Genomic DNA, 24,020 nt, shown 5'->3' on the forward strand with positions numbered 1-24,020 from the left:
CATGTGTCGCTCCTTATAACAGGCACACAGTGTATAACGAATTGTATTATGGCTTAATTTCTATAAGCGTGCTAGTTAAGCCGAACTCAGCCAGGTTGCGTTTTAACGCCATGGACCTTTGCAAGACGAGCCAGCTGCTGTCGGTAAAATTGCTCGACTCTGGCAACTTGAGACGCATAATTAAAAGCCTTCATATCGTACCGTTGGTGAGGTTCGGGGTTATCCGCAAAGCGTTGCAATGTCTCGCTGAGACCTGCTTCATCATCCACTTCTACTAAGGGATAAGGGAAGTAGCTGGCAAGATGACTGGCTCCCTGAGTTTTGGTCGCGATGATTGGCAGACTGGCTACCATGGCCTCCAGAAAAACCAGGCCAAAAGGCTCAGTACGTGCCGCGCTAACAAAGCAGTCAAAGCCCGCTAGCCAGGCTTGCGGTTGTTCACTAAAGCCAACTAATCGCAGATTTGGCTGTTGGCCATATTGCTGCTGTAAAGTGTTCCAGTCCTTGCCATGACCAACGATGACCAGGGTAGCATTGTCCAGTCTGGCACTCAGAAAGGCCTTAATCAGAGTTTCAGTGCCTTTGCTGGTCTCAACCCGGCCTAAGCTGCCAAACACCAGGTGGTGTTCTGGGATCTGGTATCGCTGACGCAGTGCCATACCTTCTTGCCTGTCTGCAGGTATGGCCTGGGTCCAATTATCAATATGACAGCTGTGCTCTTTTAAGTTGGCAGGCAGAGTCTCTAATTGTGCTGGCGCGATCGCAATCAAAGCATCCAGTTTGGCGTGCTGCTGTGGTTTGTAATGAATGTGCAAAGTGGCGGTACGCAACATGGTGCTGGCTGGCAGGCTGGCTAAAGCACGACAGCCACGGCTAAGATGAGCATGGGCCACATCGGGTTGGATGCTTTTGAGTAAAGATCGGACTTGAAAGTGTGAGAACAGCACAAAATCGTGCACTAGTAGCAGCTGTACGTTTTGGCTAACCCGATGGGCAATAGCATCTGGTCGGTTTTCAGCCGCCGCTTTACGTAAAACCAGATAGACCTCGTGCTGCTCTGCCTGGGCATTGGCCAGTTCAACCGCATAGCGTTCACTACCGGCAAAGCGGGTGGTCAGAATTAAATGAACAATTTTCATGCAAGCTCGTATTTATGTTCAACGGATATCAGACTATCACAGCTTCTGGACTGAGCGTAAGATGCCGCGGTTAATACAATAAAAGCATCGCTGAATAGCATCAATATAGTGCCATAACAATATTGAGAATAGTTCTCATTAGGTTTATACTTGTCGCCATTGTTTGTATGGTCAGTCTGTTGAATACCTATGGAGCTTCCTATGCGTCTTGTTTCGATGTTGTTGTGTTGCAGTGCCTTGGTGTCGCTTGCCAGTCCCAGTGCTGTGGGGGATGCGGCAGTGTTCAGTGCTGAAGTCAATGTCTATTCAGCGCGCCAGGAAGAGCTGATCAAACCGGTGTTGGATGAATTTACCGCCAACACCGGGATCCGGGTAAATCTGATTACCGGCAATGCTGATGAATTGATCACCCGTATTGCCAGCGAGGGACGGAACAGCCCGGCCGATTTGCTGATCACCACCGATGTCGGTCGCTTGTACCGTGCCAAACAACAGCAATTGCTGCAGCCGCAACGCTCGGAGTTGTTGCAGCAAGTGATCCCTGCTCATTTGCGCGATGAAGCCGGTTACTGGTTTGGCTTAACCGTTCGGGCCCGGCCAGTGCTGTATGCCAAAGATCGCCTGAGTGAGGCGGATAAAGCCGAGCTGTCGGATCTGACCGCAGCGCGTTGGCGTGGTCGTATTTGTGTGCGCAGCTCAGGTCATATTTACAATCAGTCGATGGTTGCCGCTAAGCTGGCACACGATGGCACCGCTGCGACTGAGCAATGGGTGCGTGGCTTGGTGCAAAACCTGGCCCGGCCACCGCGGGGGGGAGACCGCGACCAGATCCGTGCTCTGGCTGCCGGGGTCTGTGATCTGGCAATCGCCAACACCTACTATCTTGCCGGCATGATGAATGATCCACGCGATCAAGAAGCTGCAGCAGGTGTTGCTGTATTTTGGCCTGAGCAGCAAGGCAAGGGCGCGCATATCAATATTTCAGGGGCAGGTATCGCTGTGCATGCCCCTAACCCGACGGCAGCACTGCAACTGCTGGAGTTTATGCTCGGAGAGAGCGCGCAGCAATGGTATGCCGAAGCCAATCATGAATACCCGGTTCGCCCTGGTGTTGCCTACAGCGAAACTTTGCAGTCGTATGGCGACTTTAAAGCCGATACCTTACCGCTGGAGCGGTTAGGCGAGCTAAATGCAGAAGCATTACGCTTAATGGATCGCGCCCGTTGGCGTTAAGGCAACAGGCGATGCTGCTAAAAGGCGCCCGGTGCTGAAACTACTGAGGTGGCGACCTGATCCCTGGCGCTGGCTGGTGTTACTACCGGCCAGCGTTTTGGCGATCCCGGTGCTGGTAATTTTACTCAGTTTGCTGCAACCGCAGTGGGAGGTCTGGACCCATTTACGCCAGACCGTGCTGTGGCTCTATATCAGTAATTCGTTGCTGCTGGCTTTTGGCGTCGGCTTTGGCGCTCTTCTGTTAGGTACCGGCAGTGCCTGGCTGGTCTCACAGTATGAGTTTCCCGGCCGGCGTTTGCTCGAATGGATGTTGCTATTGCCGTTGGCGATCCCTGCTTACATCATTGCCTATACTTACACCGGCTTGCTGGATTTTGCCGGGCCGGTGCAAACCAATTTACGTGAGTGGTTTGGCTGGCGCTATGGCGACTACTGGTTTCCGGAAATTCGTTCTTTGGGTGGCGCCATCCTGATGCTGTCGTTGGTGCTGTATCCCTACGTCTATATGCTGGCACGCAATGGCTTTCGCGAGCAGGCCGCTTCTTTGCAGGAAGCCAGCCGTACCTTAGGGCTCACCACCCGCCAGCATTTCTGGCAGGTTGCTTTGCCTTTGGCCCGGCCGGCTATTTTAACCGGTACGGCCCTGGCCATGATGGAAGCATTCGCCGACTACGGTACTGTGCAGTACTTTGGTGTGGATACCTTTACCACCGGCATCTTTCGTACCTGGTTTGGCCTGAATAACAGCCTGGCTGCCGCTCAGTTGGCAGCCATGTTAACCAGTTTCGTGCTGTTTTTGCTGGTGCTGGAGCAATGGTCCCGCCGTAAAATCCGCTATTACCACCAGGGGCAAAAAGATAGCCGGGCTCCGCGCAAAGTGCTCAGCGGTGGGCGCGGGCTGATGGTGTTGGGGCTTTGTTTGCTGCCACTGCTGTTTGGCTTTGTGGTTCCAGCGGCGCAATTAAGCTGGTGGGCCTGGGCGACCTGGCAAGATACCCTGGATGAACGCTTTGTGCAGTTGGTGTGGAACAGCTTTTCGCTGGCCGCTTTGGCAGCACTGTTGGCTGTGCTGCTGGCGGTGATTTTTGCGTATGCCAGGCGTCTGCGCCGGGACTGGCTGGTGCTGATCCCCGTACGACTGGCTGCTTTGGGCTATGCAATTCCTGGCACTGTGATTGCCATTGGTGTGATGCTGCCACTGGCTTTTTTGGATCGTCACATTGATTTGTTGGCCGAGCAGTGGTTTGGTATCCGGACCGGTTTACTGTTTTCCGGTACCTTGTTTGCGCTGCTGCTGGCTTACAGTGTGCGGTTTTTAGCGGTGTCGCTGCACAGTGTTGAGGCTGGTTTGCAACGTATCCGCCCCAATATGGATCAGGCAGCTCGTTCACTCGGGTGTTCGCCGCGTCAGGTGCTGTGGCGGGTGCATGTGCCTTTGCTGCGTGGTAGTGTAGTAACGGCCTTGTTGCTGGTGTTTGTCGATGTATTAAAAGAGCTGCCAGCGACTTTGATCCTGCGGCCTTTTAATTTCAACACCCTGGCAGTACGTACCTTTGAGCTGGCGTCCGATGAACGGCTGGCTGATGCCTCCTTGTCGGCACTGGCTATTGTGCTGGTTGGGTTATTGCCTGTGATTATTTTGGCTCGCTCGATGGAGCGGGCACACTAAAGCGGACCAAAGATGCTGGTACTGGAACAACTTGCGGTGGCTTATGGCCCCCATACCGTAGTGAAAGACATCAACCTGTCGTTATCGAAAGGCCAAATCGGTTGTCTGGTTGGCCCATCCGGCTGTGGGAAAACCACCTTGTTGCGGGCCATTGCCGGTTTTGAGCCGGTCGCCAGTGGCAAAATCAGCCTGTCGCAGGGCGTAGTCAGTGCCCCCGGTGTGCAGTGCCCGCCAGAACAACGCCAACTGGGCATGGTGTTTCAGGATTTTGCTTTATTTCCCCATTTAACGGTAGCGCAGAATATTGGCTTTGGATTGCGGCATTTAAGCCGCAGTGCCTGCCAGGCACGTATTCATGAGTTGTTGCAGCTGGTCGGCTTGCCCGATTTGGCCGGACGTTACATCCACCAACTGTCGGGTGGTCAGCAGCAGCGCATTGCACTGGCCCGGGCTATCGCGCCTAAGCCGGAAGTCTTGTTGCTGGATGAGCCGTTCTCCAGTCTGGATGCGGAACTGCGTGAGTCTTTGGCGCGGGATATCCGTCAGATTTTAAAGCACGAGCAGATGACCGCCGTCATGGTGACGCACGATCAATTTGAAGCCTTTACCATGGCGGACTTGATTGGTGTGATGGAGCATGGTCGTATGCAACAGTGGGCGACGCCCTACGAGCTGTACCACAAGCCGGTCAATCGCTTTGTTGCCGACTTTATTGGCCGGGGTGTGCTGCTGGCAGGCCAGATGCTGGATGCGCAGCAGGTCAAAACCTCGTTTGGCATCTTTCGTCAAAGTTATCAACCAGGCTTACAGCAGGGCGATTTGGTTGATGTGCTGATCCGGCCGGATGATATTGTGCATGATGATGACAGTGGCGTGACCGCGAAGGTGCTGGAGAAATCTTTCCGTGGTTCGCATATCCTGTACAGTCTGGAGCTACAAAGTGGCGATCAGGTGTACTGCTTGGCTTTGAGCCACCACAACCATGCGGTTGGCGAGATGATTGGTATCCGGCTCGATCTGGATCACATGGTGGTGTACCCAAGGCTGGCCTCTGCCAGCCAGGCGCTGGCTCAATAAAAACTAAAGGCCTGCTCCAGCTCTTGGATTTGGTGGTGCAGGCCAGCCAGCTGATACTCCAGCTGAGTGCGTGCGCGCAGTAATTCGGCTTGTTGCTGGCGGTGCTGGCTGATTTCCCGGTACAGTTGCTGCCGTCCTTCCGGGCTTTGCTCATCACCAAACATCAGCGCTTCTTTTTCTGTAATCGTTTGTGCTAACTGTTGATGCTCACGCTCATTCTGCGCCAGGCTGCGCTCGGTTTGCTGGACTTGCTGCTCCAGCAGATAAATCCGCCTGCCGGCATCAAATCCCAGCAAAAAATCGGCTTCGGCATCGCCCTGGCAAACACCCTGATAGCTTTGGCCTTTGCGGCCATATTCATAGCCATTGCTGGTACGGCAAAACAGTTGCAATCCCTGCCGGTGGCCGCGCTGGTACAAAGCCAGATCTGGCACGACCTGATGTTTGGCGCAGTCCTGGCGGTAGGTATCAATCCGCGCTGGTGAGCGGCCTTGCACCCCATCGGCATAGCCCAGTGTCTGCCAGTCGGCTTGCAAGCATTCATCTTTGCTTAAGGTGGCGCAGCCAGACAACAACAGGCCGGTAAAAAGCACAGCAACTAAGCGCATGGTTTTCTCAAACATTGGATTTTGCCTTACCTTAAAATATCCGGCTGCAACCGACAACAGATTTTAATGCTGTTGTTGCAGATAACGGTTAAATTGTTCCGCTGGCAAAGCGGCAGACCACAAATACCCTTGAGCGGCATCGCAGCCCAGTTGCTTTAACAGTTGAAAAGTCGCCTCATCTTCCACCCCTTCTGCCACTGTGCTGAGCTCCAGGCTTTTGGCCAGTTGGATAATAGCGCGCACCAGCGGTTCATCCCGAAGGGAGATCGATAGGGAACTGATAAAGGATTTGTCCACTTTTAAACTGGAGGCATTGAACTGACGCAAGTAGCCCAGATTGGAGTAGCCGGTACCAAAGTCATCGATGGCGAAGCTAATGCCCAAAGCACCAAGGCTGGCCAGTTGTTGCTGCACAAAGTCACTGTTATCAATCAGCAGCGATTCGGTGAGCTCCAGCTCCAGCGCTGTGGGCGGTAAACCACTTTGCCGCAAGGCATCGAGCACCGTATGCTCTAGCCTGCCGTCACGAAACTGAATCGGTGATAAATTGACTGCTACTTTCACCTCGGGAAATCCACCTTGTCGCCATTGCTGGCAGTCGGTGCAGGCTTGTTGCAAGACCCAGGCACCAAGCTCCAGAATTAAGCCGCTGCGCTCTGCCAGCTCAATCACCTCTGCCGGGTTAATAAAGCTGCCATCGGCCTGCGGCCAACGCAGTAAGGCTTCAGCCCCCTGCACACTTTGGTGTTGCAAGTCGATTTTAGGTTGGTAGTAAAGCTTAAACTCGTTGTTCTTCAGTGCATCACGGATCCGCTGTAACAAGTTGAATTTGTCGGTATTGGCCTGATCCATGGCATCACTATAAAAACGCCAGGTATTGCGGCCTTGCTCTTTGGCGCTGTACATGGCCAGATCGACTTTGCGGCACAACACATGAAATTCGATACCATCGGCTGGTGCGCTGACAATGCCGATGGAGCCTGAAACTTCCACTTTGGTTTGCATCAGGGTAAAGGGTTCGGTGGTTTGTTTCAGCAGACGGGCGGCCAAATCGGCCACCGCAGTATCATCCGCTGCTGCCGGGTACAGCACCATGAACTCATCGCCGCCAAAGCGGCATAATACCGCTTGCTCACTGAGTTCTGATTGCAAACGCTCAGCCAGCTGTTGCAACAACAAATCGCCAGCAGCATGGCCAAGCGCATCGTTGACCGGCTTAAAGTTATCCAAATCCAAAAACAACAACACAAGGCGTTGTTCATGCTGGAGGCATTGTGCTTGCAGGGTGCGGAATAACTCTTCGCAGAGTGTGCGGTTGGGTAAATCGGTCAGTTTGTCGTGCATCGCCAGGCGCTGCAGTTGTTGCTGGGTTTCGCGTACCCGTTTGTTTTCTGTTTGCAGCGCTCTGAGTGAACGGTGCAGGTCCTGCGCCATCAATAGCACACTAAAGCCGGTGATGCTGAGAATCAGGCTCACGTAGAGCATCTGACGCCAGCTGTCATCCGGTAAGTACGGCGTGAACCAGCCTTGCAGACTGGCATACCCCATACTGACAGCAGCCAGCAGGATAAAACCCAATAAAGACAGAAACAGATTACGACTGCCTAAAATAGCGGCAAAGACCAGCACTCCGGGATAACCTACTACCGCCAAATCACGGATCCCTCCGGATACCAGCGCCAGACCGGTTAGCATCAACGCCATCGACCACAGCAGGATATAAGCGGCCAGCAATGGGCGTTGCCACCATGCCGCCAGAAAGGCAATGGCAAGACAACTGCTGCCAAACAGCAGCATCCATTGTGTCATGCCGGAGGCCACTGCCATTGCCAGTAGCAAGCCGCATAAAGTGGCTCCAGAAATTTGCAGTAAACGCCGGATGCGCAGCGATTGCACTCTGTGCGGTTCTGCAGCCGGGGTTTTCATGGGATTGGCTTGCCAGTCTGAACTCATCAGATACTACTACTCCGGGCAAAGCAAAAGTATACAACCAAGATTAAGGTATGCAGCGTTTGAGTGCAAACGCTTAACTCAGAACGATTGAGCTGGTGGTACTTTGGGTTCACCTTGCTGTAACTGCTGCAGACTGGGTAATAAGCGCTCTTTGATGCGATCCAACTCGCCGGAATGCTTTAGCTGTGTAATTGCGTTACTAAAGTCGTGGTTAAGTTCAGCTGCCTGCGGGTGTTGGCGGGAGAATAATAAGTACAAGGCTTGTGTTTCAATGGGCGGTTCCAGCCAGTCGATTTGAGCGCTGTACTCGGGAAAGTCATGCAGCAACAGGTAAACACCATTCAACTTATCCCCTGCCATCAGGTCGACCCTGCCGGCACTTAGTAAGCGAAATAACTGTTCCTCACTGGCAACCTGATAATGCCGAATGCGGGTTTCCAGCAAGCCCTCCGGGTGCGAATAGCCCAATACAGAGCCATAACGTACCCCCTGATGTACCAGATCCAGATAAGTGTCAAATTGATACTGCTCATCAATGCGTTTGAAAAACACAATGGATGTATCGTACACAGGTTCCGGGAAATAAAAGTCCAGCTCACGCTCAGGGGTATATTTCACTCCAATCACACCAGCGTATTGACCAAGCCGGCTGGCTTGCATCGCTCGGGCAAAGGGCATGTAGTGAATTTCAACCTCTTGCCCCATCAGGTCAAACGCAGCCTGTACAATGGCGGTAAGAGCACCACCCTCAGGTAAATGTTCACCGGTGTGGGGAGTGTAATCCGAGCTCGCCAGCAGAATGGGCTCAGCCCAGATCCCCCCACTTGAGAAAAGTAGCCATATGCCTGCACAGATTGATTTCATCAACAACACCCAAAATTGAACATGCAGTAAGTATGGCAGAAGTTCGCCAAGGTGTTTCTGGGGGCAGATAAAGAAAGACGCCCCGAAGGGCGTCAAAGTGGGCAAAGCAAGGAAAAACGACCATAGATAACTAGTTTTGCAGGAACTCGCTAAGTACCTCCGCGACGGCAGACATCCCGACCACGCCATCCAGGTGACCCCAAATGCCGGGGATTTCTTGGTACTCAACTTCTTTACCAGCCGCTTCCAGCGCTTGCTGGGTGGTTCGGCTCATTTGTGGCAGCAGCAGTTGATCACCGGTAGCTGGTAGTAGCAAGGTACGGGCTTGGATCCCCTTCAGGGCCTCCTGCCAGTTGTCGCCCATGCCGGCGCGAAACAGTTGGGAAGCGCGCACCAGATACAGAATATGATTCGCATCCTGATAGGCCGCCCGGACCGCCGCATGCTCACGCAGCTGCTGCCAGGCCGAGAAGCTGGCGCGAATATCATTATGGGGTGCTGCGTCGGTGTAAGGTGCCGGGTAGCGCAGGTTAAAGCCCGTCGGGTAGACTGCATCCTGAATAATGTAGGATAAAGCGGTGATCAAGCCCTCGGTTGGCTGGCCGTTGGCATAATAATCGCCGTTGTTCCAGGCCGGGTCTGCTTTGATTGGGTAAGCCCAGCGTTCAAGGCGCACTGCAGCCCAGGCATCGATAAAAGCACTGCCAATCACCGGTACCAGTCGCTCGACCCGCTCCGGGTAGCGGGTAGCCCACTCAATGGCCTGAAAAGAGCCCATCGATGGGCCAATGACTGCATGCAAACGTTCAATGTCCAAGCTATCAAGCAGAGCTTTTTGTACCTCCACAAAATCGCCGATGGTCACCACCGGAAAATCCAGCCCCCAAGGCTTGCCGGTCGCTGGATTGATAGTCGCTGGCCCTGTGGTGATTACATTGGGATCAAACACATTGGCATTGACCAGGGTATCGACACTAATGACATAAAATTGGTCGGTATCAATAGCTTTACCTGGCCCAATAATGTTGTCCCAGTAGCCGGGCAAGGCATCCTCTTCACTGTACTTGCCGGCGGCATGCGAGCTACCGGAGAAAAAATGCGTAATGAGAATCACATTGTCTCTGGCTTCATTCAGGGTGCCATAGGCCTCCCAGCCGACCTGAACCGGCGCTATCACCTGGCCATTTTCGGTGGTGAACTCCGCAATTTCAAAGCGTTGCTTTTCCACCAACATGGCCTGTGCCAGGCCACTGCACAACAAAGCGCTGAGGAACAGAATCCGTAACAGCATGGGTTTTCTCCTTAAAATAACTGAAACAGGCCAATGGCAATAAAGACACCAGCCAAAGGCACCAGCACGCTGACCACAGCGACCGGCCAGTACGCATTCTGGTGCGTTTCGCCACAAATAGCACGGATGGTGGTTACCACATAACCATTATGCGGCAATGAATCAAGGGCACCGGATGAAATGGCGACCACCCGATGCAGTTGCTCTGGGTCAACACCACGATCCAGATAGGTCGGGGCGATTTCCGGCAGTGCAATAGCCTGACCACCGGAAGCGGAGCCAGTCAAACCTGCAATGGCACTAACAGCCACAGCGGCCCCCAGCAGCTCAGGGCCGGGCAGGTGGGTCATGTAGTCGACCACGCCGGCAAAAGCGGGTGTCAGCCGGGCGACGCTGCCAAAACCCACCACAGCAGCGGTATTGCCGATCGCCAGCAAAGCGCCCAGTACACCTTCATTGGTTGCCGCGGCTGGGTTGCGTAAAAACTTCATATTGAGCAGGTACAAACTACTCACCCCACCGGCCAGCGCAACAATCAGTGCTGCTTGCTGCAAGGATTCATGCAAAAAGAACGACAGCGTCAGCACCACCAGCAACGGGATAATGCCAAAGATCGGATTGGGCAGATTGCGATCTTCCACCACCGGATCGCTGGCGCGTTGAATAAAGTGCTCGCCTTTGGCTACTGCTTTACGGATCATCCACATCAGACTCATGTAACCGCTGATGGCCATAATCACCGCCACCACCAGGCTCACTTCCCAGCCGGCATAGGGCGTGGTACCAAGGTAAGGAATGGGAATCCAATTCTGGATTTCCGGTGAGCCGGCCGAGGTCATGGTAAAGGTCACTGAGCCAAGCGCCAGCGCTGCCGGTATAAAGCGACGGGGCAGGTTGGCCCCCTTAAATAAACTCACCGCCATCGGGTAGGCAGAAAAAGCCACTACAAAGACGCTAACGCCGCCATAGGTGAGCACGGCACAGGCCATCACCACGGCCAGCACCGCCCTGGTATGACCGATGCGTTTTACAATCGCCAGGGCCACCGCATCGGCGGCACCGGTGTGCTCCATCAACTTGCCAAACAATGAACCCAGTAAAAACATCAGAAACCAGGCCGCAACAAAGCCGGAAAAGCCGGTCATGTAGCCATGGACAAAATCCACTTTGTCGGCAATATCCCAAAATGGAATGCCATTGGTGGCAGCCACCAATAAAGCGCACAGCGGTGCGGTAATAAAGAGGTTGAAACCGCGCATGGTCAAGACGATCAGCAGCAACAACCCCAGGATCAAGCCGAATAACCCCAGCATGCAAAATTCCTCGTTCAATTTTGATTCAGTGTGATACAACAACCCCCGGCAAGCCATAGTACTAAGGTACAGGTTAAAAATTCTTCATTTAGGCCTACAGTAGAAGCGTATTGTTAACGACTCAGCAGGAGAGCCATGATGGCAACGAACGAAAAACAAAAAAACAGCAGGGCAACCACACGGGGATTTACTTTGAGTGCTTTGGCTTTGGCGGTGAGCACTGGCCTTATCGCCACAGCTGCTGTGGCTGGTGATGACGAAAATACCGCTGAAACTGAATTACGGTTAGAGCGAATTGAAGTCACAGCCCGTCGTACGGTAGAGAATTTGCAGCGGGTACCGGTCGCGGTAACCTCGATTGGTGAAGACGATATTCTGCAGCGGGGTTTGTCTACCATCATCGAAGTGCAACAGTTTTCCCCCAATACCACCTTGCAGCAAAGCCGGGGTACCAACTCAACACTCACCGCTTTTATCCGTGGTGTAGGCCAGGAAGATCCACTCTGGGGGTATGAACCTGGGGTGGGCATTTACATTGATGATGTTTATGTCGCACGGCCGCAAGGTGCGGTACTGGATATTCTGAATATTGAGCGGGTTGAGGTACTGCGTGGCCCGCAAGGTACCCTGTATGGTAAGAACACCATAGGCGGTGCGGTGAAATACGTCACCAAGCAAATGACCGGTGATACCGAGTTTGCTATCAGTGGTACGGTAGGAAGCTTTAACCAGCGTGATCTAAAGCTCACCGGCCAGCTGCCGCTGATCCAGGATCGCCTCTATTTGGGACTTGGCTATGCCAATCTGCAACGTGATGGTTATGGTGAGTTTTTGATTTCTGATTTGGCCAATCAGGACAAAGAAAACTACAACAAAGATATTCAGGCCTTCCGCGCCACGTTGGAATACCGTCCGGTCGATAACTTCTTTATGCGGCTTAGTTACGATAAGACCGATGATAAGTCGAACTCCAAGGGTGGCTTCCGTTTACTGCCAAGTTTGCTGACCGATGCGCCGGTACCAGACAGTGTGTACGACTCCTACACCAGTTTGCCGACCTGGACCCGGGTAGAAACCGAAGGCGTCAGTCTATTGATGGACTGGACAGTCAGCGACAGCATCAGTGTAAAATCCATTACTTCACGGCGTGAGAACTACTCACCGGTCAATATCGACTTTGACAACACACCGCTACGTATTTTTGATGTGCCGGCGATTTACGAAGATAAATGGTTTACCCAGGAACTGCAGCTGAATTACCGCAGTGATAACCTGAGCCTGGTGTCTGGTTTGTATTATTACACCTCCGAGTCCTGTGGTGTGTTTGATGCCATTCTGGAAGTATTGGGGCAAGCTGCTTTTGGCACGCCGGGCTTGACCCGGGAAGTGGCCGGTTGCAGCGACAGCGATAGCACCGCTGCCTATGCACAAGGCTCCTACCGCCTGAATGATCAATGGTCACTGACGGCTGGCCTGCGTTATACCAAAGACAAGAAAGATGCCTTGGTCCGCAACGGCCTGATTTTTGATACCGTGTATCCTGAGTCTGGCTGGGTACCTGGCTATGTCCGTCCGGATGGCCTGCAAACTCCGATCGTGCTGGATGACAGCGCCAGCTGGAGCAAGTGGACGCCGAAACTGGGTGTTGAATTCCAATACAGCCAGGACACCATGTTCTTTGCCAGTTTCAGCCAGGGCTTTAAATCCGGTACCTTCAATCCTCGAGCGGAAACCGCCGAGCCTGCTGCCAACCCGGAAGATGTGCTGTCGTACGAAATTGGGATGAAAAGCGATTTAACCAATACGTTCCGCCTGAACGCCACTTTGTTTATGCTGGATCACAAAGATCGCCAATACATCTCGGTGATCCCGGATCCAAACGATGCGTCGGTACTGAATCAGCGACTGGGTAATGTTGGTCAATCGGATGCGACCGGTGCTGAGTTTGAGTTTACCTGGATGGCCAATCGCAATCTGCAAGTCTATGGCAGTTTGGGTTTGATCGACGCCAAGTTTAAAAATGTATTTAGTTTTGACCCTGTTACGGGCGGTCAGGTAGACATTACGGATAGCTTTGTGATCACCAATACGCCGAAAACCACGGCTAACCTTGGTTTTAGCTATGAAATGCAGCTGGCATCCGGTGGCGATCTGATTTTCAACGGTAACTACCATTACCGCAGCAAGTATGCGCTGACCGAACTCAACAACCTGCTGGAGCAAAGCAGCTATGGCTTGTTGAATCTGTCGGTTAACTGGTTAAGTGCCGATGGCCACTGGACCGTTGGTTTACACGGTAAAAACCTGACTGATAAGCAGTACCTGGTTGGCAACTATGCCTTTATTTCGGTAGCCGATGATGGCAGCTTTGTACCGGGCCTGGGTGGTGATAACACCCTGATTGGTTATTACGATGCGCCTCGCACCATTAGTCTGACCGTGGGTTACCGCTTCTAAGGCTGGATTTATGGCCGGAACTGTACTGCTAAGGGCAGTTCCGGCTATGATAGCTGTACCTTCCGATAAGCCGTAACTAAGAGCTGCCATGATTGCCATCATTGCCGATGACCACCCGCTATTTCGAGTTGCCCTGTCGCAGGCCGCTCAGACTATTTTAGGTGATAAAGCCTTGCTATTGCAGGCCGAGAATATGGATAAGGTCTGGGCGTTATTGCGCCAGCATCCGGATACCAGCTTGATCTTCCTCGATTTAAAAATGCCCGGTGCCGATGGTTTTGCCGGTTTAACGGCGTTGCGTACCGAGTACCCGGATGTGACGGTATTGATGGTCTCGGCGGTGGAAGAGCCCTCGGTGATTAAGCAAGCTCTGCAACTGGGCGCGGCTGCCTACGTGCCTAAGTCAGCTCCGCTTGAACTGATGTCGGCAGCCATTGACGCTGTGCAGCAAGGCGATAGCTGGTTACCTGCTGAATTAAGCCAGGAGGTCGCTGATGCCACCAGCCTGATCGACGATGATTTTGCCAACCGGTTAGAGCAACTCACGCCGCAGCAATTTCGGGTGCTGAAGATGATCGCCGATGGCTTGCTGAACAAGCAAATCGCCTACGAAATGAATGTGCAGGAAACCACCATCAAACAGCATGTATCGGCGATTTTGCGCAAGCTTAACGTGAATAACCGTACTCAGGCCGGTATTTTATTCGAAAAGCTGAAGCTGCCTGACAGCCATTCCTGATATTCCCTCAATCAATGCCGGTGATGCTATGCATTCATATCCGTGATGGTTATCACGGCATTTCACACTGAAATCTTCGTTTTCACGACCACTAAGCTTTTGTGGATGCGGTTGAGCTGAGTAATCAGCCCTGCGTTTATGGTGCTGGAAATAACTATTTATTATTAATATCAATATTTTAAATCCCATTCTCTGTTTGAAGTCGAGAGTGCCAGTCAGGTGTTTTTGCCATACATTCAATGAATGTCAAGGATGGTATTTATTGATTTCAATTATAAAGCGATCAGGGCTAGATTAAAATCACAACAGCCAAAAGCCCTGAGGAAGATCCCATGACGTACCAAAGCACCCTGGACCAATTCGCCACCCTGATCGGCAGCAAAGACAGCAGCTGGCAGGAAATCAGCCCTGAATACGCCGCTCGTATGGCGCTGCAAAACCGTTTTCAGACCGGGCTGGATATTGCCCGTTACACCGCCGGCATTATGCGCCGCGATATGGCCGACTACGATGCCGACAGCAGCAAGTACACCCAGTCACTGGGCTGCTGGCATGGTTTTATCGGCCAGCAAAAGCTGATTGCCATCAAAAAGCACTTCGGCAGCACCGACAAAAAGTACCTGTATCTGTCGGGCTGGATGATCGCAGCGCTGCGCTCTGAGTTTGGCCCATTGCCGGATCAGTCGATGCATGAAAAGACCTCGGTGCCCAGCTTGATCGCAGAGCTGTACACCTTTTTACGCCAGGCCGATGCGCGCGAGCTGGGTGGTTTGTTCCGCCAGCTGGATGCAGCGAAAGAAGCGGGTGATGTGGCCAAAGCGGCTGAACTGCAGCAGCAGATCGACAACCACCAAACCCATATTGTGCCGATTATTGCCGATATCGATGCCGGTTTTGGCAACGAGGAAGCCACTTATTTGCTGGCGAAGAAAATGATTGAAGCCGGTGCCTGCTGCATTCAGATTGAAAACCAAGTGTCGGACGAAAAACAATGCGGTCACCAGGATGGTAAGGTGACGGTACCGCACGCCGACTTCCTGGCCAAAATTCGCGCCGTGCGCTATGCCTTCTTAGAACTGGGTGTACCGGATGGCGTCATTGTGGCCCGCACCGACTCGCTGGGTGCAGGCCTGACCAAGCAAATTGCTGTCACCAAAGAGCCGGGCGATCTGGGCGACTTGTACAACAGCTTCCTGGACGGTGACTACGTGCAAAGCGCTGACGACATTGCCAACGGCGATGTGGTGGTCAAAGCCAACGGCAAGCTGTTAAAGCCAAAGCGTCTGGCCAGCGGTTTGTTCCAGTTCCGCCCTGGCAGTGGTGAAGATCGGGTGGTACTGGATTGCATTACTTCCTTGCAGCACGGTGCCGACTTGCTGTGGATTGAAACCGAGAAGCCGCATGTAGGCCAGATTGCTGCCATGGTCAACCGCATCCGTGAAGCGGTGCCTAATGCCAAGCTGGTGTACAACAACAGCCCATCCTTTAACTGGACGCTGAACTTCCGTCAGCAGGTATTCGATGGCTGGCAGCAAGAAGGCAAAGATGTATCTGCCTATGATCGTGCCAAGCTGATGAGTGCCGAGTACGACAGCAGCGAGCTGGCAGTGGAAGCCGACCGTCGCATCCAGACCTTCCAAGCCGATGCTGCACGTGAAGCTGGTATTTTCCACCACCTGATCACTTTGCCAACCTACCACACGGCAGCGCTTTCGACCGACAACCTGGCGAAAGAATACTTTGGCGAAGCTGGGATGCTGGGTTATGTAGCCGGCGTGCAGCGCAAAGAAATCCGTCAGGGCATTGCCTGTGTCAAGCACCAGAACATGGCTGGCTCGGATATGGGCGACGATCACAAAGAGTACTTCTCTGGTGATGCAGCGCTAAAAGCCTCTGGTAAAGACAACACCATGAACCAGTTCTAGGCCTTGGTTGGGGCTTGATTGGGCAGCTTTCGGGCTGCCCTTTTTTGTTGCGGTCTTATTCGCTGGCAGGTGATTCTGGCTTGGTATCCGGTGGCGCAACCAGGAACGTGGGCTGGCGATAAGCTGCCAGCTTTTGCTCCAGCAGTTGCGCCAGCGCCAATAACTCAGGTTCGCTCCAGGGGCTACCGACGATGCTCACTCCCAGCGGGAAAGGGCCACTAAAGCCAGCTGGCAGGTTGATGGAGGGGTAACCCGCCACAGCAGCGGCGGTCGAGGTGCCAAAGTTGAATTGATCGCCTTGCTTATGATCGATTGGCCAGGCTGGGCCATAGGACGGCAGAATTATGGCACTGGCGCTTAGCAGATGCTCATCGAGCAGTGCTTCTGCCAGTTGGCGGCTTTGTGCCAGAGCCTGCTGGTAATAAGGAGCCTGGTCTGTCAGGTTCACTGCCGCAGCCTGCTGCAGGTATTCCTGACCAAAAAACGCCAGCGCCTCTTCCCCTTTGGCATGGTTAAAATCGACAATGCCCTGCAGGCTGTTCACCGGCGCCGGCACCTTGAAATCGCGCAGCCATTGCTCTAAATCGCGTTTATATTCATACACCAGCACTTCCAGCTCGCTCTGATACAATTCCGCGGGCACTGGCCAGGTATCGACTTGCTGCACAGCGATACCAGCGGCTAACAGTTGCTCTACCAACTGATCCAGCATAGTGCCAATGGCGTCGTCGTACTCGTCATAAGCCCGGATCACCACCACCTGCTGTGTTGTCACTGCCTGCTGGCTGGCCTCGCTCAACGGGGTGGCAAATTGCTGCCTGGCTTCAGCAGTCAGCATCGCATCGAGCAGCAAGGCCGCATCGTAGACTTTCCTGGCCATGGGCCCGGCAATATCCTGCGCACTGGCAATCGGAATAATGCCATGGCCGGATACGCTGCCTCGGGTGGGCTTGATGCCCACCACACCATTGATGGCGGCAGGGCAGATGATAGAGCCATCGGTTTCAGTGCCTACCGCCAGCAAGGCAAAGTCGGCGGCTACCGCCACCCCGGAACCTGAACTGGAACCACAGGGGGTATGACTGAGCACATGCGGGTTACGGGTTTGACCGCCCAGCGCCGACCAGCCGCTGGCCGAACCGGTACCGCGAAAATTGGCCCATTCCGATAAATTGGTTTTGGCCAGAATTACCGCCCCGGCCGCCCGCAATTGCGCGACCAGCTCGGCATCCTGCGCTGTGACAAAGCCTTTTAGTGCCAGTGCGCCCGCTGTGGTGGGCATGCTATCGGCGGTGGCAATATTGGCTTTTAACACCACCGGCAGGCCATGCAACGGAGACAACAGCTCCCCCCGTGCTCGCTGTGCGTCGCGTTCGCGCGCAATGGTCAGCGCATCGGGGTTGATATCGGTGATTGCCGCCAGCTGATGGCCCTGGGTATTATGCAGCGCTATTTGATGCAGGTAATGCAGCACCAATTGTTCACTACTCAGGCTGCCATCCTGCAAGGCCTGTTGGGCGCTTTTGGCATCCAGCCAGGCAGGGTTGATGGCTGCATGTAAAGGCAGGCCACAGCTTAACATGAGGGCAAGGAAGGACTTCATACAGCTCTCTTTCGGTGGTTAAAACAGCAGCATAATCCAGCGGCTAACCGGATGCCAGTGATTGCATGGGCTGAATCTTGCTGTTTATCGCAGCAGATGTTCAGCGCATTTGCCAGATCGCTGGCATGCTCACAGCAAGTTGCTGAACAAGATGCTACCATAGCAGGGCAGAGCGATGTGAAGAGGTGGCGGTCATGATACTAAGCGGGTTAGGCTGGGGAGCTTTGTTGGCGGTGCTTTGGCTAAGCTTTCCACGTGAATTCTGGCCAAAACTCAAAGCAGAGCCAGAGTACCAGCATCTGGTGTTTGGCTCGGCGGCAGTGTTGCTGCTGCTTTGGTTATTGCAGGCCCGAATTTACGATGGGCTGGCGGTGCATTTTCTCGGTATTACCCTGGTCACGCTTTGTCATGGCTGGCGCATTGCGGTTTGGATCTGTTTATTGCCGCTGCTGGTGATGCTGGCGCTGGGTCAGGTGTCACCGGTCGATGGTGGCCTCTATGCCCTGTGCACTTTTGTGCTGCCAGCATTGTTTAGTGCTGGCATGTTCTGGTTTAGTTACTACTTTTTACCGCGCCATTTGTTTATTTACATCTTTGTGGCGGCGTTTTTCGCCAGTGCCCTGACCATGCTGCTGCATATGGGGCTGACCTCTGCCTGGTTTTACCTGGACGGTCGCTACCCCTGGCACATTATTCAGGATAACTACTTAGTGCTGGCGCTGCTGATCAGCTTTCCCGAAGCGTTGCTCAATGGCATGGCGGTGACCCTGATGGCGCTGTACCGGCCGCACTGGCTGCGAACTTTTTACGAAAACGAGTATTTATCGTCTGCTGGTTGATGTTGAAAATCCGGTACCAGGTATCTGAAGGTTTCAGAAAGAGCTGCTATGGTGAGGACAGTCATGGCGACGGACACGATGGGCAACAGCAAAAAGCCATAGGGTAGGTACTCGATCACCAACATCGGTAGTGCTAAACCTACCGGCAAAATAGCAACAATCAATACCATCAGTAGGGTGTGGCCAGAGGTGATGTGCCAGGAGTCACGGAAACTGATGGGGTAATCAACGGCAATAGCCGGGAACACCAGAGCAAAGCGGCCTAATAGTATTAACAGCGCCACCACAAACAACAGGCCACCCAACATAGGGATCAGCATCAGTATGGCTGCGCAGGCAATAATCAAAGCGTAACCAATCAGGCGCAGGAGATAAGCAGTTTCACGTTTACCCCAGCTGGGTAAAGCCATCATGGACGCAGTACCCTGACCAAGCAACATGCTCCGGTGGGTCAGGATGGCGATGATGCTGTACATTAAAAACCAACCGATGTGCAAAGCGATGTCAAACACTGTGCCATATCCCAGTTCCCAGAAGTATTCAATCAGAATGAGCAGAAGCATGGGAATGGCCAAAGCCCGGATTAATTGATTTTTGTTATGTGCAATTTTACTCAGGGTTGATTGCAGAATAGCAGTAAACATAGGATCCCTTCCTTGGTGTGAACGATACTTTCTTCGTGGTTGAAAGTGGCTAAATACTGTCATCAAAGCAGTCATTATCTTAAAAAGTAAAAACTAAGCAATGAAAATATTACTTTTGTGGGGTCTTAGCGGGGGACGTGTGGTCTTGGTTGTGTTAACGCAACAGCCGCTGGAACAAACGCTTCAGCGCCATGGGCTTCAGTGGTTTGAGCAAAAAGTGAAAGCCGGCGTTTAGCGCATGCTCGCGGATTTGCTCGTTGTGATCGGCCGAGTGAATAATGACCGGTAATTGCAGTGAGAAATGATTGCTCAGTTGTTCTGCCACCATCACCCCGGTGGCGCCATTGTCCAGATGGTAATCAAACAGCAGCACATCGGGTTTTACACCATCGCGGATAGCCTGCAGCGCCTGCTCTGGCCGGCTAATCGGATGCACCGTGCAGTCCCAGCTGCGCAGCAATTCGGTTACGGCTTGTAATAATTGCTCATCGTTATCGAGCAGCAATACGATTTTGCCGGCAAAGTTGGCTTTAATATCAGGGCTGCTGGCCGGTTTGATGGCTGCTACCGGCAACTGGCACAGCGGTAAACGGATACTAAAGCAGCTGCCTCGCTCAGGGGCGGAGCGCACGGTCAGTGGATGCTGCAACATGCCGGTGATGCGGTGCGCTATCGCCAGCCCAAGACCCAGACCTTTGTGATGCTGGCTTTCCCCTTGCTGGAATTCTTCAAAGATCCGTTGTTGATCCTCCGGTGCGATGCCGATACCGGTGTCGATCACCCGAATTTCCAGCGTTTTACCATAGCGCTTGCAGCCGAGCACGATGCGGCCATGATCGGTGTAACGGATGGCATTGGCCAGCAGGTTTTGTATCACCCGCTTGAGCAATTTACGATCGGTGAAGACCGCCAGCTTGCTCGGCAGGTAATGAAACTCCAGCCCCTTCTCGGCGGCCAGCACTGCGGCATCGCGGGCACTGTCATCCAGCAACTCACCAAGTGCAACCGGCTGGTGATGGGCTTTGATCACGCCGGCATCCAGCTTGGTCAGCTCTAAAATGGAGGTGAGCAGCTCCTCGGCCGAGTCCAGCGAGCTGATCAGATGTTCGCTCAGTTGTTTTTGTTCCACCGAATCAGCTTTTTCCCGTAGCAGACCGGCAAAGAGAGCGGCCGCATTAAAGGGTTGCATCAAATCATGGCCGGCGGCGGCAAAAAAGCGGGTTTTGGCCTGGGTGCTGGCTTCAATTTTTTGCTGTGCCTGCTGCAGTTGCTGGTTCAAAGCCTCCAGCTTGCGGGTGCGATCCGCCACCCGTTGCTCCAGGGTCAGATTGCTCTGCTCCAGCGCCTGCTGCACTTCAATAAAGGAGCTGACATCGGTAAAGGTGGTGACAAAACCGCCGCCTGGCAGCGGGTTACCCTGCATTTCAAACACCCGGCCATCTTTTTGTGAACGCTGGAACTTATAGCTGCTGCCCTGGCGCAGGTAGCTTAGGCGCTTTTCGACCTCGCTATCGACATCAGCACTGTGAATAAGGCCTCGCTCAGCATTAAAGCGAATTAAATCGGCCACCGGCCGGCCCACCTCCACCAGTCCCGGTGGATAATCGAACATATTCAGATAGCGCTGGTTCCAGGCAATTAGCCGTAAATCAGCATCCACCACACTGATGCCCTGGCTGATGTTATCAATGGTGGCCTGCAACAGTGCCTGATTAAATTGAAACACCTGGCTGGCTTCATCAACAAAGCGAGCCACGGTTTCCAGAGGCAATTGACTGTGCCGGCTGGCGGCATCCATCACCAGTCGCATTGAAGCGCCGCCGATCACCGCCGATAAGGCCCGCTCGGACGCTTGCACCAGATTGGCCGGTGCCGGGGCATATTGTTCCAGCTGGGTGCTGCGCACGGTGCGTTGCAGCACCCGTTTGGCTTCGGATTCACCAGCAAAGCGGCGTAGCAGCAGATAACAGTCCTGAACCGACAGACGGGCCTGACGATTGGGGGCGGGGTTGCTTTGCTGCTTTTGCAAAAAGCGACCACTTTCCAGCCATTCGCCCACCCGGGTCTGGGTCAGCTGGCTGACCAGCAGCACCATCAGCAAGTTGCAGCTCAGGCTGAGCAACACGCCCATAGTAATTGCATCGACTTGCCAGCCAAACAGCTGGTGTGGTGCCAGCCAGCCAATGCCAAATGGCCCCTCTGTCAGCCATTGGGTTCCGAGCCAGCCGGCCCGGCTCAGCTCTGGCAACAGCAAGATGTAGGCCCAGACCAAAGCGCCGCTCAGCAAACCAGCCAGCGCGCCTTGCTGGTTAACCCGGCGTGACAGCAGCCCAAGGATCAAGGCAGGAGCCAGCTGTGCCACCAGCGTGAACGCCATCAATCCAAGTTGAGCCAGGCCGGTGTCGGTACCAATCCAGCGGTAATAGACAAAACCCAGCATCAGCACCAGCAGCATGGAGCCCCGGCGCAAATTGGCAATCTTCAGTAAACTGGGCGGGCTTAGCTCGGTCTGGCGGGCGCGAAATAGTAATGGGGTTAGTAGTTCGTTGGTGATCATAATGCCCAAAACCACTGTGGCTACCACCACCATACTGGTAGCGGCAGAGAAGCCGCCCAAATACGCCAGCAAGGCAATATCGGTGCGATTGGCCGCCAGCGGCAGTTGCAACACCACCAGATCAATATTTACCTCATGCCCAAGCAGCATCACGCCGGCCAGTGCCAGTGGCAGGGTAAAGATGCTCATCAGCAGCAAATAAAGCGGGAAAATCCAGCGGGCGCTTCGTAGATGCCCCAGGCGCTGATTTTCGACAAAAGAAACATGAAACATACGCGGCAAACACAGGGTGGCTGTAAAACCCAGCAGCACATGCACCCAGTAGCTGTGGGTCGGCAGCGCCTGACGCTGCAGCTCGATAAGGCCAGAGTGCTCGCGGGCTGCTGCAAAAATGGACTGAATGCCATCGTAAATACCAAAGCAGACAAAGGCGCCGATAGCCAGTAAGGCCAAAAGCTTGACCAGCGACTCAAAGGCGATGGCGGTCATCAGGCCGGGGTTAGGCTGGTGCGCCTTGGCGCTTTTGCTGACAAACAGCAGTGCAAACACCGCCATCCACAAGCTGACATAGAGGCCGGTATCACGAAACCAGTCGCTGGCTTGTTCCGAGGCCACCAGCACATTGATGCTGGTGGATACTGCATGCAGCTGCAGCGCGATGTAGGGGATCACCGCCATAAATAAAATCAGGGTGATACTAACGGCGAGTAAACGGGAATGACCAAAGCGGGTAGCTATAAAGTCGGCAATGGACGTAATGCGGTAACGGCGGCAGGCAATGGCAATGCGCGCCATCAACTGAAAGCCAAACCAGAACAAAATAAAGGAGCCGATGTAAGTGGGGGGGATCCACCAGCCATTCACGGCCGCCTGGGCCGTGACGCCATAGAAAGCCCAGGAGGTGCAGTAAATCGATAAGGCAAAGCTGAACACCCAGGGTGCCAGCGGGTGCTTGCCATCAATGCGCCGGCCAAAGTAGCCGACGCTGAACAACACCACCAGATAGAGCACCGAAATTGCGGCGATGGTACCAAGACCAATATGGCCTTGCTCCGCAATCAATTCGGCAGGTTCTTTCATGCAGGCTCCATCGGCGACGCAGTGAGATGCAAGTTTCTGATGCTATTGAGCTTACCTTGCGGTCCAGCCACCGTCCAGTACCAGGGTTTGGGCGGTGATATGGCGGGCTGCATCCGAGCACAGAAAGGCCGCGCTGGCGGCGATTTCCTCCACATCAATAAAAGCCTTTTGTGGCATTGGCGCCAGCATAATGGTATCGATCACCTGTTGTTCGCTGATGCCATGCTCTTTGGCCTGGGCGGCAATTTGCTGCTCCACCAAAGGGGTTTTGACATAAGCCGGGCAAATGGTGTTGATGGTAATGTTGTGGCTGGCGTTTTCCAGTGCCACCACCTTGCTAAAGCCAATCAAACCATGCTTAGCAGCGACATAAGCCGACTTGAAAGGTGAGGCGACTAACGCATGAATGGAGCCGATATTGATAATGCGGCCAAAATTACGCTGCTGCATGCCGGGTAGCATGGCTTTGCTCAGCATCGCCGGACCGGTCAGCATCACTTCCAATAGCAGACGCCATTTGTCGGCCGGGAAATCCTCTAAGCGGGCCACATGCTGAATGCCGGCATTATTCACCAGCACATCAGCGGGAAAGTCGGCGGCGCAGCGGGCAATGGCATCGGCATCGGTGACATCCAGCACAAAACCTTCGGCAGCCAGGCCTTGCTGGCGTAGCTGCGCTACGCATTGCTCAATGCGTTCTGGTAACAAATCGGCCAGGACGACTTGATGGGACTGACGGGCAAAATGCTCGGCAACGGCAAAACCAATCCCACCGGTGGCTCCGGTAATCACAACGCGCATAGCGGCGGCTCCTCTGATCGTTTCTCACCACCCATGCTAGGCAGAATAGTCCGGTTCGACAACGGTACTTTAGTGCTAGTTGAGAGCTAGTTGAATGTATCATTCAGGGCCTGGCGGCCGTCTGGAGCTCTGTTTTGGCCGAATTCAGCTGGTTGGCTTTTCTGGCTTAGGTAATTTATGGTACAGTCTGTCGGTTTATCACGATTAAAGTGTCGTTTCTGCTTGCTT

Annotated in this window: 17 protein-coding genes; 7 read left to right on the forward strand and 10 right to left on the reverse strand. The window is 53.7% G+C overall.

What is annotated here, in order from left to right:
- Window positions 1-86: 86 nt before the first annotated feature.
- Window positions 87-1,139: a glycosyltransferase gene (locus QWY20_RS10340; protein WP_330128935.1), complete on the reverse strand. Its 1,053-nt coding sequence runs from the start codon at window positions 1,137-1,139 to the stop codon at window positions 87-89.
- Between the two features lie 201 nt (window positions 1,140-1,340).
- On the opposite strand from QWY20_RS10340, the gene QWY20_RS10345 reads away from it, so the two are divergent.
- From QWY20_RS10345 to QWY20_RS10355, 3 genes are read left to right on the forward strand one after another with little or no spacing between them, the layout of a single operon-like run.
- Window positions 1,341-2,372, forward strand: a complete 1,032-nt coding sequence (locus tag QWY20_RS10345; RefSeq protein WP_330128936.1) for a Fe(3+) ABC transporter substrate-binding protein — start codon at window positions 1,341-1,343, stop codon at window positions 2,370-2,372.
- A 34-nt stretch (window positions 2,373-2,406) separates the two neighbouring features.
- The gene (locus tag QWY20_RS10350; protein ID WP_407935425.1) at window positions 2,407-4,041 is read left to right on the forward strand and encodes an ABC transporter permease; all 1,635 of its coding nucleotides are present in this window, start codon (window positions 2,407-2,409) and stop codon (window positions 4,039-4,041) included.
- A gap of 12 nt (window positions 4,042-4,053) precedes the next feature.
- Window positions 4,054-5,118 carry an ABC transporter ATP-binding protein gene (locus tag QWY20_RS10355; RefSeq protein WP_330128938.1) on the forward strand — a complete coding sequence of 355 codons (1,065 nt, stop codon included), beginning with the start codon at window positions 4,054-4,056 and terminating at the stop codon, window positions 5,116-5,118.
- On the opposite strand, the gene QWY20_RS10360 is transcribed toward QWY20_RS10355, so the two are convergent.
- From QWY20_RS10360 to QWY20_RS10380, 5 genes are all read right to left on the reverse strand, one after another.
- Window positions 5,112-5,741 carry a DUF2799 domain-containing protein gene (locus QWY20_RS10360; RefSeq protein WP_330128939.1) on the reverse strand — a complete coding sequence of 210 codons (630 nt, stop codon included), beginning with the start codon at window positions 5,739-5,741 and terminating at the stop codon, window positions 5,112-5,114. The two genes, QWY20_RS10355 and QWY20_RS10360, sit on opposite strands and share 7 nt — an antisense overlap.
- 48 nt (window positions 5,742-5,789) lie before the next feature.
- Window positions 5,790-7,679, reverse strand: a complete 1,890-nt coding sequence (locus QWY20_RS10365; RefSeq protein WP_330128940.1) for a putative bifunctional diguanylate cyclase/phosphodiesterase — start codon at window positions 7,677-7,679, stop codon at window positions 5,790-5,792.
- A 78-nt stretch (window positions 7,680-7,757) separates the two neighbouring features.
- Window positions 7,758-8,543 (reverse strand): substrate-binding periplasmic protein, encoded by a 786-nt coding sequence (locus tag QWY20_RS10370; RefSeq protein WP_330128941.1) that lies wholly within the window; start codon window positions 8,541-8,543, stop codon window positions 7,758-7,760.
- A gap of 130 nt (window positions 8,544-8,673) precedes the next feature.
- Entirely contained in the window at window positions 8,674-9,834 is a 1,161-nt protein-coding gene (locus QWY20_RS10375) for an E22 family MetX-like putative esterase (RefSeq protein ID WP_330128942.1), read from the reverse strand.
- A gap of 11 nt (window positions 9,835-9,845) precedes the next feature.
- A complete protein-coding gene (locus QWY20_RS10380) occupies window positions 9,846-11,147 on the reverse strand; it encodes a GntP family permease (RefSeq protein ID WP_330128943.1) in 1,302 nt (433 codons plus the stop codon).
- Between the two features lie 135 nt (window positions 11,148-11,282).
- On the opposite strand from QWY20_RS10380, the gene QWY20_RS10385 reads away from it, so the two are divergent.
- From QWY20_RS10385 to QWY20_RS10395, 3 genes are all read left to right on the forward strand, one after another.
- Window positions 11,283-13,604, forward strand: coding sequence for a TonB-dependent receptor (locus QWY20_RS10385; protein ID WP_407935423.1), 2,322 nt, complete (start codon window positions 11,283-11,285; stop codon window positions 13,602-13,604).
- A gap of 88 nt (window positions 13,605-13,692) precedes the next feature.
- The gene (locus QWY20_RS10390; protein WP_330128945.1) at window positions 13,693-14,343 is read left to right on the forward strand and encodes a response regulator transcription factor; all 651 of its coding nucleotides are present in this window, start codon (window positions 13,693-13,695) and stop codon (window positions 14,341-14,343) included.
- 332 nt (window positions 14,344-14,675) lie between these two features.
- Entirely contained in the window at window positions 14,676-16,268 is a 1,593-nt protein-coding gene (locus QWY20_RS10395) for an isocitrate lyase (RefSeq protein WP_330128946.1), read from the forward strand.
- Between the two features lie 55 nt (window positions 16,269-16,323).
- Here QWY20_RS10395 and QWY20_RS10400 read toward each other — a convergent pair whose 3' ends face one another.
- On the reverse strand, window positions 16,324-17,871 hold the full coding sequence (locus QWY20_RS10400) for an amidase (protein WP_330128947.1): 1,548 nt from the start codon (window positions 17,869-17,871) through the stop codon (window positions 16,324-16,326).
- Window positions 17,872-18,065: 194 nt separating this feature from the next.
- On the opposite strand from QWY20_RS10400, the gene QWY20_RS10405 reads away from it, so the two are divergent.
- Window positions 18,066-18,710 (forward strand): energy-coupling factor ABC transporter permease, encoded by a 645-nt coding sequence (locus QWY20_RS10405; RefSeq protein WP_330128948.1) that lies wholly within the window; start codon window positions 18,066-18,068, stop codon window positions 18,708-18,710.
- Here QWY20_RS10405 and QWY20_RS10410 read toward each other — a convergent pair.
- From QWY20_RS10410 to QWY20_RS10420, 3 genes are all read right to left on the reverse strand, one after another.
- Window positions 18,677-19,354: a hypothetical protein gene (locus QWY20_RS10410; RefSeq protein WP_330128949.1), complete on the reverse strand. Its 678-nt coding sequence runs from the start codon at window positions 19,352-19,354 to the stop codon at window positions 18,677-18,679. The two genes, QWY20_RS10405 and QWY20_RS10410, sit on opposite strands and share 34 nt — an antisense overlap.
- Window positions 19,355-19,508: 154 nt before the next feature.
- Entirely contained in the window at window positions 19,509-22,991 is a 3,483-nt protein-coding gene (locus QWY20_RS10415; protein WP_330128950.1) for a PAS-domain containing protein, read from the reverse strand.
- Between the two features lie 51 nt (window positions 22,992-23,042).
- A complete protein-coding gene (locus QWY20_RS10420) occupies window positions 23,043-23,792 on the reverse strand; it encodes a 3-hydroxybutyrate dehydrogenase (RefSeq protein ID WP_330128951.1) in 750 nt (249 codons plus the stop codon).
- Window positions 23,793-24,020: the final 228 nt, after the last annotated feature.

It is taken from the genome of Alkalimonas cellulosilytica (assembly GCF_036325985.1).
Classification (GTDB): Bacteria; Pseudomonadota; Gammaproteobacteria; order Enterobacterales; family Alteromonadaceae; genus Alkalimonas; species Alkalimonas cellulosilytica.